The organism is Aureibaculum sp. 2308TA14-22 (genome assembly GCF_040538665.1).
Taxonomy (GTDB): Bacteria; Bacteroidota; Bacteroidia; order Flavobacteriales; family Flavobacteriaceae; genus Aureibaculum.
Genome location: NZ_JBEWXT010000001.1, coordinates 1,052,050 through 1,063,832, shown reverse-complemented (window position 1 = coordinate 1,063,832; position 11,783 = coordinate 1,052,050). Strand labels below are relative to the sequence as shown.

Here is an 11,783-nt window from a genome sequence, read left to right as displayed (position 1 = left end):
TTGACCACATTACCACAAAATAAAAAAAGGAACGATATTATATCGCTCCTTTTATAATTTATATCGGTTATTCAGGACTTGAAAGTGAAAAATAGTAGCCTACTTCTGAATTATTTCTAACAATTCAACTTCAAAAATTAAAGCTGAAAATGGTTTTATTGGACCATTTGGTCTTGGAAAAGCACCATACGCTAAATCTTGAGGTACAAAGAATTTATACTTAGAGCCTACACTCATCAATGGAATACCTTCTATCCACCCTTTAATCATTTGATTAATTACAGGAGAATATGGTTGCCCTTTGTCAACAGAGCTATCAAAAACAGTACCGTCTAAAAGTGTACCATGATAATGTACTTTAACTCTAGAAGTCGCTAAAGGCTTTTCTCCGCTACCTTCTTTTAAAACAATATATTGCAACCCACTGTCTGTAGTTACCACTCCTTCTTTAGATTTATTTTCTTCCAAAAATTTCTCTCCAGCAGCTTTATTTTCAGCAAACTCTTTTTCAGCTTTAGCTTCTGCCTCTGCTTGTTGCTTCTCTCTGTCTGCTATTTGCTTTTTCTGAAAAAATACTCTTAAAATACTATCCGTTTTACTAACTGGCATTAACATATTTATAGAATCCATTCCGTTTCTAAAACCTTGCACAAACAAATCTTGTTCTATTTCGTCAAAATTCGTTTTTAAATTATTAGCCATATTTAAACCAATAGCATAGCTTACAGAATCAATTTCATTATTTAATGACTTTTTTGTAACTCCTTGACTGTTACAAGAAAAAAGTACAGCCGACATTAATATAACTGTAAAAAATTTAACCGTTTTCATTTTTATTATTTTTTTAATTTGCGGCAAAACTAAGGAATTTTAATTAGTTATGTTTTAATTTTTTAACAAAAAATATCTAATTCCAAAAAACAAAATTTAACTTTGACTTTTTAAACCTGAAAAGAGTATCAAAATGCAAAAACAATTGATAGAATGTGTACCTAATATTAGTGAAGGTCGTAATAGTGAAAAAATACAAATTATAGCTAATATTGTTGAAACAGTTGAAGGTGTTAAGTTACTAGACATTGACCCTGGTAAGGCAACTAACCGTACCGTAATCACTTTTGTAGGCGAACCAGAACCTGTTATAGAAGCTGCATTTAAATTGATACAAAAAGCTGCAGAACTCATTGATATGCGTAATCAAAAAGGAGAGCATCCTCGTTTTGGTGCCACAGATGTGTGTCCATTAGTCCCAATCTCTGGTATAACATTGGAAGATACTGCAAAATATTCCCACAAATTAGGCGAACGCGTTGGAAAAGAACTCGGAATTCCTGGGTATTTTTATGAAACAGCAGCCAAAGAACCCAAACGAAAAAATTTGGCAAATTGCCGAGCGGGAGAATATGAGGGTTTACCAAAAAAGTTGATTGATCCCGAATGGAAACCTGATTTTGGTCCAGCGGAATTTAATGATAATGTTGCCAAAACCGGGGCAATAGCCATTTCAGCACGCGATTTTCTAATTGCATACAATGTCAATTTAAACACCACTTCAACCCGAAGGGCCAATGCCATTGCTTTTGACATGCGTGAAGCTGGCAGAATTAAAAGAGAAGGCAATCCCATTACCGGAAAAAAGGTGTTGGATAGCAATGGAGAACCTGTTCGAATTCCTGGCAAACTAAAAGCAGTAAAAGGTATTGGATGGTATATTGAGGAGTACGGTATTGCACAAATATCATATAACTTGACCAACATTTCCATTACACCAATGCATATTGCTTTTGATGAAACAGCTAAAGCTGCTGAAAAACGTGGGTTACGAGTTACGGGATCTGAACTAGTGGGGCTTATTCCGCTTAAAGCGATGTTAGATGCAGCGGATTATTTTTTAGAAAAACAACAACGTTCATTGGGAATTGCCGAAAGCGAAAAAATTAAAATTGCCATAAAATCTTTGGGTTTAGATGATTTAAAACCTTTTAATCCTAACGAAAAAATTATTGAATATGTACTGAATAAGGATGCAGATAAAAAATTAATCGACTTATCATTAACCAAATTTTCTGAAATCACGGCCAGTGAATCCGTTGCTCCGGGCGGAGGATCAATTGCCGCTTACGTTGGTGCCTTGGGTGTCGCACTGGGCACTATGGTGGCCAATTTGTCTTCGCATAAAGCGGGTTGGGACGATAAATGGAACTATTATTCCGATTGGGCAGAAAAAGGACAAGACTATAAAGAAAAATTACTCTTTTTAGTTGATGAAGATACCAATGCTTTCGGTAAAATCATTGACGGTTTTAGGATGCCCAAAGGAACCAACCAAGAAAAAGAATTAAGAAAACAAGCTATTGAAGATGCTACCAAATATGCAACTGAAATTCCGCTTCAGGTTATGGAAACCGCTTATAATTCTATGAAAGTAATGCAAGCAATGGTAAAAGAAGGATTACAAAGTTCGCTATCTGATGCTGCAGTTGGGGCTTTATGTGCAAGAACCGCAGTAATTGGAGCCTATTTTAATGTAAAGATAAATGCCAAAGATTTGAAGGATAGAAAATTTGCTGAAGATATTATTGCCAAAGCAGAAAATATTTATCAAAAAGCATTAAAAGCAGAAAAGGAAGTGATAGAATCTGTGAATAGTAAAATGTAAAATGGAAGTTAAAATTATTCCATATACAGATAAATATGCCTCAATCTTTAGAGATTTGAATTTAGCTTGGCTTGAAAAATATTTTTATGTTGAAGACCATGATAAAGAAGTTTTAGAGAATGCCAAAGAGTATATTGTTGGTAATGGTGGATTTATCTTCTTTGCTCTAGTAAATAATAAAGTTGCAGGTACGGTAGCATTAATAAATGAAAAAGAAGGTTTTGAATTAAGCAAAATGGCCGTTGATCCCAACTTTCAAGGGCAAAAAATTGGGCAACAACTCTTACAGCATTGCATCACTTTTGCGAAACAAAAGAGCTGGGATAAACTAGTTATCTATTCAAGTACTATTTTAGAAAATGCAATTTATATCTACAGAAAATATGGGTTTAAAGAAGTTGAACTAGAAAAGGATAGTCCATATCAGAGAAGTGATATTAAAATGGTGTTAGAACTTTAATTTGTTATTGAAGCAGTATGCTTATTACTAAAGGATTGAATAATTGTAAAACAAAATGCCTCCACTAAATAGTGAAGGCATTTTGTTTATTTATGCTTGGCCTGTCGGTCCAAAATTCATTGGAATTGGAGGTTGTTCATAATCTTTAATTTCACCATGAGCTTTTTCAAATCTACTAACATTCTCTGCCAATGCTTTAGTTAAACGTTTAGCATGTTGTGGTGTTAATATAATTCTAGATTTAACTTTAGCTTTTGGTGTTCCAGGCATAACGTTAACAAAGTCAACAACAAACTCAGACACAGAATGATTAATAATTGCTAAATTGGCGTAAGTGCCGTCTGCTATACTCTCATCCAATTCAATATTTAATTGATTGTCTTTATTTTTATCTTCTGCCATAATTAACTTTCTTCCATTTCTGCTTTAGATCCTACAATCATGTTATCGTAGAAACGCATACCTGTACCTGCTGGTATTTTCTTACCAACAATTACATTTTCTTTCAATCCTTCTAACGTATCAACTTTACCACTTACCGCAGCTTCATTTAACACTTTAGTCGTTTCTTGGAAAGACGCAGCTGAAATAAATGACTTGGTCTGTAACGACGCTCTTGTAATACCTTGTAAAATAGGTTCTGCTGTTGCAGGAACCGCTTCTCTAGCTACTACTAAGTTCTTATCCGCTCTACGTAAAATTGAATTTTCGTCTCTTAATTTACGTGCAGAAACAATCATACCTGGTTTTAAGCTTTCAGAGTCTCCAGCGTCTTCAACAACTTTCATTCCGTAAATTTCATCATTCTCATGGATAAAGTCATTTTTATGAATCAATTGATTTTCTAAGAAAATAGTATCTCCTGAATCGATGATTCTAACTTTACGCATCATTTGACGTACAACAACTTCAAAGTGTTTATCATTAATCTTCACACCTTGCAGTCTATATACTTCTTGAATTTCATTTACCAAATATTCTTGAACAGCACCTGGGCCTTTAATATTTAAAATATCAGTTGGTGTTACAGCTCCATCAGACAATGGCATACCTGCTTTAATAAAGTCATTTTCCTGAACTAAGATTTGATTAGAAAGTTTTACTAAATACTTTCTAATATCACCTAATTTAGACTCAACAATAATTTCACGGTTACCCCGCTTAATTTTTCCAAAGGAAACCACACCATCAATTTCTGAAACCACTGATGGGTTAGATGGGTTACGAGCTTCAAACAATTCCGTTACTCTCGGTAAACCACCCGTAATATCACCAGCCTTACCAGATTTTCTCGGTATTTTAACCAATACCTTGCCTGCATCAATTTTTTCTCCCTCTTCAACCATTAAGTGAGCTCCAACAGGTAAACTGTAAGATCTAATTTCTTCACCTTTAGTATCTAATATTAATAAAGTAGGAACTACTTTTTTGTTTTTAGATTCAGAAATTACTTTTTCTTGGAAACCAGTTTGCTCATCAATTTCCACTTGATAAGTAACCCCTTGATCTATATTTTCAAATCCGATTTTACCTTTAAATTCAGATACAATTACACCATTATAAGGATCCCATTGACAGATAACATCGCCTTTTTTGATGGTTTTAGCATCTTTGACCGACAAATAAGAACCATAAGGAATGTTATTTGTACTTAAAGTGATGCCCGTTTTCTTGTCTATAATTTTAATTTCAGAAGTTCTAGAAATTACAATATCAACTTTATTACCGTCACTATCTACTCCCTCAACAGTACGTAAATCGTCTATTTCAATCTTACCGTCAAACTTAGCTGTTAACTTATTATCTTCAGAGATGTTACCTGCAATACCACCAACGTGGAATGTACGTAGGGTTAACTGTGTACCAGGTTCTCCAATTGATTGGGCAGCAATTACACCAACAGCTTCACCAATTTGAACCATTTTACGGGTTGACAAACTGTTACCGTAACATTTTGCACAAATACCTCTAGCAGATTCACAAGTTAATGCTGATCGTACTTCAACACTCTCAATAGGTAAAGATTCTATAAGAGCTACAACATCTTCATCAATTTGTTCCCCTTCACCAACAATAATTTCATCTGTTAATGGATTTCTTACATTGTTTAAAGAAGTTCTACCAAAAATACGCTCACCCAAAGATTCAACAATTTCTTCATTTTTCTTTAATGGGAATACTTCAAGACCTCTTAACGTTCCACAATCATGTTCGTTAATAATTACATCTTGAGATACATCTACCAAACGACGTGTTAAATAACCTGCATCGGCTGTTTTTAAAGCAGTATCTGCAAGACCTTTACGAGCACCGTGAGTAGATATAAAGTATTCTAAAATCGATAATCCTTCTTTAAAGTTAGAAAGAATTGGGTTTTCAATAATTTCTCCACCTCCTGCGGTAGATTTTTTAGGTTTCGCCATTAATCCACGCATACCTGTTAACTGACGGATTTGCTCTTTAGAACCCCTTGCACCAGAATCTAGCATCATATATACCGAATTAAACCCTTGTTGGTCTTCTCTTAAGCGTTTCATTGAAAGTTCTGTTAGCTTATTGTTTGTAGAACTCCAAATATCAATTACTTGATTATAACGTTCTTTATTAGTTAACATACCCATATTATAACTAGACGTAATGGTATCAACTTGCTCATTGGCAGAATCAATCATTCCAGTTTTTTCTTTTGGGATAATAATATCTCCTAAACTAAACGATAATCCACCTTTAAATGCAAACTTATACCCCATGCCTTTAATAGCATCTAAAAACTCGCCGGTAGTTGGTACATCAGTCACTTTTAAAATACGACCGATAATATCTCGCAACGATTTTTTAGTCAATACCTCATTAACATAACCCGCCTTTTCAGGTACAACTTCGTTGAATAAAACTCTACCTACTGTTGTCTCAACAATTTGTGTTGTTAATTCGCCATTTTCATCAAAGTCTTTAGTTCTAACTTTTATTCCTGCATTCAAATCAACTTTGTTCTCGTTAAAAGCAATATTTACTTCATCTGGAGAATAAAAAGTACTTCCTTCACCTTTTACTGTATAATCCTTATCAGATTTACGTTCTTTGGTCATATAATACAATCCAAGAACCATATCTTGAGAAGGTACAGTAATAGGAGATCCATTTGCAGGATTTAAAATACTATGAGAAGCTAACATTAATAATTGTGCCTCTAAAATAGCTTCAGGTCCTAACGGTAAATGAACCGCCATCTGGTCACCATCAAAATCCGCATTAAATGCAGTACATACCAATGGATGCAATTGGATAGCTTTACCCTCAATTAATTTAGGTTGAAATGCTTGTATCCCTAAACGGTGAAGCGTAGGAGCACGGTTCAATAGTACTGGATGTCCTTTCAATACATTTTCTAAAATATCCCAAACTACTGGCTCTCTTTTATCTATAATTTTTTTAGCGGATTTTACTGTTTTTACAATACCTCTTTCAATCAATTTTCTGATTACAAATGGCTTGTACAATTCAGCTGCCATATCTTTAGGCAATCCGCATTCGTATAATTTCAATTCAGGTCCAACAACAATTACCGAACGTGCAGAGTAATCAACACGCTTACCTAATAAGTTTTGACGGAAACGTCCTTGTTTACCTTTTAACGAATCAGATAATGATTTTAATGGTCTGTTAGATTCTGTTTTTACCGCTGATGATTTACGCGTGTTATCAAACAATGAATCTACAGATTCTTGCAACATACGTTTCTCATTACGTAAAATAACTTCAGGAGCTTTAATCTCCATTAATCTTTTTAAACGATTATTTCTGATGATTACACGACGGTACAAATCGTTCAAATCAGAAGTGGCAAAACGGCCACCGTCTAATGGCACCAATGGACGTAATTCTGGTGGAATAACTGGTACCACCTTCATAATCATCCATTCTGGTTTGTTCTCTCTATTTAAATTAGCATCTCTAAAAGCTTCAACAACATTTAATCTTTTTAAAGCCTCTGTTTTACGTTGCTTAGAAGTTTCAGTATTTGCTTTGTGTCTTAATTCGTAAGACAACGCATCCAAATCGATTCTTGCCAATAGCTCAATTAGACATTCAGCACCCATTTTAGCAATAAACTTTTCTGGATCGGAATCTTCTAAATATTGATTTTCTTGAGGTAAAGATTCTAAAACATCTAAATATTCTTCTTCTGTTAAGAAGTCCATTTTTTCTAAAGACTCACCTTCGGCATTTTTAGCATTACCTGGCTGTATTACTACGTAACGCTCGTAGTAAATAATCATATCTAATTTCTTAGATGGTAATCCTAACAAATAACCCATCTTATTTGGTAATGATCTGAAATACCAAATATGTGCAATAGGCACTACTAAATTAATATGACCTACTCTATCTCTACGTACTTTCTTTTCGGTAACTTCAACGCCACAACGGTCACAAATAATTCCTTTATATCTAATTCTTTTGTACTTACCACAAGCACACTCATAATCTTTTATAGGGCCAAAAATACGCTCACAAAATAAACCGTCTCTTTCAGGCTTATGTGTACGATAATTAATGGTTTCGGGTTTTAAAACTTCTCCTCTAGATTTTTCTAGAATTGATTCTGGCGAAGCCAAACCAATAGAAATTTTATTGAATTTTTTTACAGTGTATTTTTCTTTTTGTTTTGCCATGATATGTTATGCAATCAATTAAAATGTAAAAATATATTGTTTTAACTGTCCAACTAAAATAGAACAGTTCCCCACTTTCGTGGGGATAAAATTATTCCTCTAATCTAACGTCTAAGCCAAGTCCTTTTAACTCGTGCATTAATACGTTAAATGATTCTGGTAAACCAGGTTCTGGCATAGGCTCTCCTTTTACGATAGATTCGTAAGTTTTAGCTCTACCTAATACGTCATCCGATTTTACAGTTAAGATTTCTCTAAGTGTAGCAGATGCTCCATAAGCTTCTAATGCCCAAACTTCCATTTCACCAAAACGTTGACCACCAAATTGTGCTTTACCACCTAATGGTTGTTGAGTAATTAAGGAGTAAGGTCCTATAGAACGTGCATGCATTTTATCTTCAATCATATGCCCTAACTTAATCATATAAATTACTCCAACTGTTGCTGGTTGATCAAAACGCTCACCTGTTCCACCATCATATAAGTAGGTATGCCCAAATTCAGGTACACCTGCTTCATTAGTTAGATTAGTAATTTGATCTATGCTAGCACCATCAAAAATTGGTGTCGCATATTTTTGATCTAATTTTTGTCCAGCCCAACCTAATACGGTTTCATAAATTTGACCAATATTCATACGAGATGGTACACCTAATGGGTTTAATACAATATCAACAGGAGTTCCGTCTTCTAAGAAAGGCATATCTTCAGCACGTACGATACGAGCTACAATACCTTTGTTACCGTGGCGACCTGCCATTTTATCGCCCACTTTAAGCTTACGCTTTTTAGCAATATAAACTTTCGCTAATTTTACAATACCTGCTGGTAATTCATCACCTACGGTAATAGTAAATTTTTCTCTACGCAAAGCACCTTGAATATCATTCACTTTAATTTTATAATTGTGAATTAATTCTGTAATTAATTTATTAAGATGATCATCGGTAGTCCATGTTCCTTTAGTTAAATACTCAAAATCAGTTACGGTATTTAACATTTTTAAGGTATATTTTTTTCCTTTAGGGAAAACTTCTTCACCTAAATCGTTCAATACACCTTGTGCGGTCTTACCATTTACTAAACTGAATAGTTTTTCAACCAAACGCTCTCTAATATCATCAAATTTAAGCGTGAATTCAGCCTCAAGCTTTGCAATATCTTCTTTGTCTTGACTTCTTTTTGCTTTATCTTTAATTGTTCTTTGGAACAATTTTTTATCGATAACAACACCATTTAGTGAAGGTGAAGCTTTTAAAGAAGCATCTTTTACATCACCAGCGTTATCACCAAAAATAGCACGTAATAATTTTTCTTCGGGTGTTGGATCAGATTCTCCTTTAGGAGTGATCTTACCGATAAGAATATCGCCTGGTTTTATCTCAGCACCAATTCTTATCATACCATTTTCATCTAAATCTTTAGTGGCCTCTTCACTAACATTTGGTATATCATTTGTTAGCTCTTCGGCACCTAATTTAGTATCCCTTACATCTAATGAATACTCATCAATATGAATTGAAGTAAAAATATCTTCACGAACTACTTTTTCGGAAATTACAATAGCATCCTCAAAGTTATACCCTTTCCAAGGCATAAAGGCTACTTTCATATTTCTACCTAAAGCTAATTCACCCTTCTCAGTAGCATAACCTTCACACAATACTTGACCTTTAGTAACTTTGTCTCCTTTGGTAACAATAGGGTGTAAGTTTATTGAAGTACCTTGATTCGTTTTTCTAAATTTAATAAGATTGTATGTTTTACTATCTTCAGTAAAACTTACCAATCTTTCTTCATCAGTTCTATCATATTTAATAGTAATCTTATCAGAATCTACATATTCTACAACACCATTACCTTCAGCATTTATCAAAATTCTAGAATCTGTTGCTACTCTACGCTCTAAACCTGTACCTACAATTGGAGACTCAGGTCTCATTAACGGTACTGCTTGACGCATCATGTTAGATCCCATTAATGCACGGTTAGCATCATCATGTTCTAAAAATGGAATTAAAGATGCAGAAATAGAAGCAATTTGATTTGGTGATACATCCATATAGTTCACTTCTCCTGGAGTTACTAATGGGAAATCACCTTCTTCTCTGGCTACTACTTTGTCTAATTCTATTTTACCATCCTTATCTAAATCTAAGTTAGATTGAGCAATTTTCTTACCTTCTTCTTCTTCGGCACTTAAATAAATTGGTGTCTTTTTAGTATCAATATTACCCTCTACAACTTCACGGTAAGGTGTTTCAATAAATCCTAAATTATTCACTTTAGCATAAACTGCTAATGAAGAAATCAATCCAATATTCGGTCCTTCAGGCGTTTCAATAGGACAAAGACGACCGTAATGTGTATAGTGAACATCACGTACCTCAAACCCAGCCCTTTCTCTTGATAAACCACCAGGGCCTAATGCAGATAGCCTTCTTTTGTGTGTAATCTCTGCTAATGGATTCGTTTGATCCATAAATTGAGATAACTGGTTGGTACCAAAAAACGAGTTGATAACCGATGATAATGTTTTCGCATTAATCAAATCAATAGGTGTAAACACCTCATTATCACGCACATTCATACGTTCTCTAATGGTACGAGCCATACGAGAAAGACCAACGCCAAACTGGCTTGCCAACTGCTCTCCTACTGTTCTTACTCGACGGTTAGATAAGTGATCAATATCATCAACTTCAGCTTTAGAATTAACTAATTTGATTAAATTCTTGATGATTGTAATGATATCCATCTTGGTTAAGACACGTTCTTCAATATCAATGTCTAAGCCTAATTTTTTATTCATTCTATAACGACCAACCTCACCTAAATTGTAACGTTGTTCAGAGAAGAATAATTTATTAATGATACCCTTGGCAGTTTCATAATCTGGCGGTTCAGCATTACGTAACTGACGGTAAATATGTTCTACAGCTTCTTTTTCTGAATTTGTAGGATCTTTTTGTAAAGTATTATGGATAATTGCATAATCACCCATTTGATTGTCTTCTTTATGTAGAAGAATTGTTTTGGTACCAGCATCTAAAATCTCTTCTATATGCTCTTTTTCAAGTACTGTATCTCTATCTAAAATAATCTCATTACGTTCAATGGATACAACTTCACCAGTATCCTCATCTACAAAATCTTCGTGCCAAGTTTTTAAAACTCTAGCCGCTAACTTACGATCTAAGACTTTCTTTAATCCGCTTTTAGAAACTTTAATTTCATCGGCAAGATCAAAAATTTCTAATATATCTTTATCACGTTCAAATCCGATAGCACGGAATAATGTGGTAACTGGTAATTTTTTCTTTCTATCAATATAAGCATACATTACGCTATTGATATCTGTAGCAAATTCTATCCAAGAACCCTTAAAAGGAATTACCCTAGCAGAATATAATTTAGTACCATTTGCGTGGAAAGATTGACCAAAGAAAACTCCCGGCGAACGGTGTAATTGCGATACTACTACTCTCTCTGCACCATTGATAACAAATGTACCACTATGTGTCATGTAGGGAATTGTACCTAAATAAACATCTTGAACAATAGTTTCAAAATCTTCATGCTCAGGATCAGTACAATATAATTTTAGCCTTGCTTTTAACGGAACGCTATATGTTAAACCCCTTTCAATACATTCTTGAATAGAATATCTAGGTGGGTCAACAAAATAATCTATAAATTCTAATACAAATTGATTTCTAGTATCGGTAATAGGAAAATTGTCTGAGAACGTTTTAAATAAACCTTCGTCACTTCTTTCGTCTGCTTTAGTTTCTAATTGAAAGAAATCTTGAAAAGATTTTACTTGAATATCCAAAAAGTCTGGATAATCAGTAATTAGTTTTGCAGATGAGAAGTTTACTCTTTCGGTACTTGTATTTGTTGCCAATGGAGAAATTTTTTAATTAAAAAAATGATGAACTTAAAAGAACGAATATATACGCAAAATGGTCTAGGCCATTCCGCCCAA

6 protein-coding genes are annotated in these 11,783 nt (G+C 34.1%); 2 read left to right on the top strand and 4 right to left on the bottom strand.

The features are described from left to right. Positions 1-99: 99 nt before the first annotated feature. On the bottom strand, positions 100-831 hold the full coding sequence (locus U5A88_RS04740; RefSeq protein ID WP_354204225.1) for an FKBP-type peptidyl-prolyl cis-trans isomerase: 732 nt from the start codon (positions 829-831) through the stop codon (positions 100-102). A gap of 133 nt (positions 832-964) precedes the next feature. Between U5A88_RS04740 and ftcD the strand changes: the two genes are divergently transcribed. Continuing rightward, positions 965-2,659: a glutamate formimidoyltransferase gene (gene ftcD, locus U5A88_RS04735; protein WP_354204223.1), complete on the top strand. Its 1,695-nt coding sequence runs from the start codon at positions 965-967 to the stop codon at positions 2,657-2,659. Position 2,660: 1 nt separating this feature from the next. Next, positions 2,661-3,119: a GNAT family N-acetyltransferase gene (locus U5A88_RS04730; protein ID WP_354204221.1), complete on the top strand. Its 459-nt coding sequence runs from the start codon at positions 2,661-2,663 to the stop codon at positions 3,117-3,119. Positions 3,120-3,209: 90 nt separating this feature from the next. Here the strand turns inward: U5A88_RS04730 and U5A88_RS04725 are convergent, their stop codons facing one another. The 3 genes from U5A88_RS04725 to rpoB form a co-directional block, all read right to left on the bottom strand. Then, positions 3,210-3,521 (bottom strand): DUF3467 domain-containing protein, encoded by a 312-nt coding sequence (locus tag U5A88_RS04725; protein ID WP_354204219.1) that lies wholly within the window; start codon positions 3,519-3,521, stop codon positions 3,210-3,212. Positions 3,522-3,523: 2 nt separating this feature from the next. Further along, positions 3,524-7,795 carry a DNA-directed RNA polymerase subunit beta' gene (gene rpoC, locus U5A88_RS04720; protein WP_354204217.1) on the bottom strand — a complete coding sequence of 1,424 codons (4,272 nt, stop codon included), beginning with the start codon at positions 7,793-7,795 and terminating at the stop codon, positions 3,524-3,526. A gap of 91 nt (positions 7,796-7,886) precedes the next feature. Continuing rightward, positions 7,887-11,702: a DNA-directed RNA polymerase subunit beta gene (gene rpoB / locus U5A88_RS04715; RefSeq protein ID WP_354204216.1), complete on the bottom strand. Its 3,816-nt coding sequence runs from the start codon at positions 11,700-11,702 to the stop codon at positions 7,887-7,889. Between the last annotated feature and the right edge of the window lie 81 nt (positions 11,703-11,783).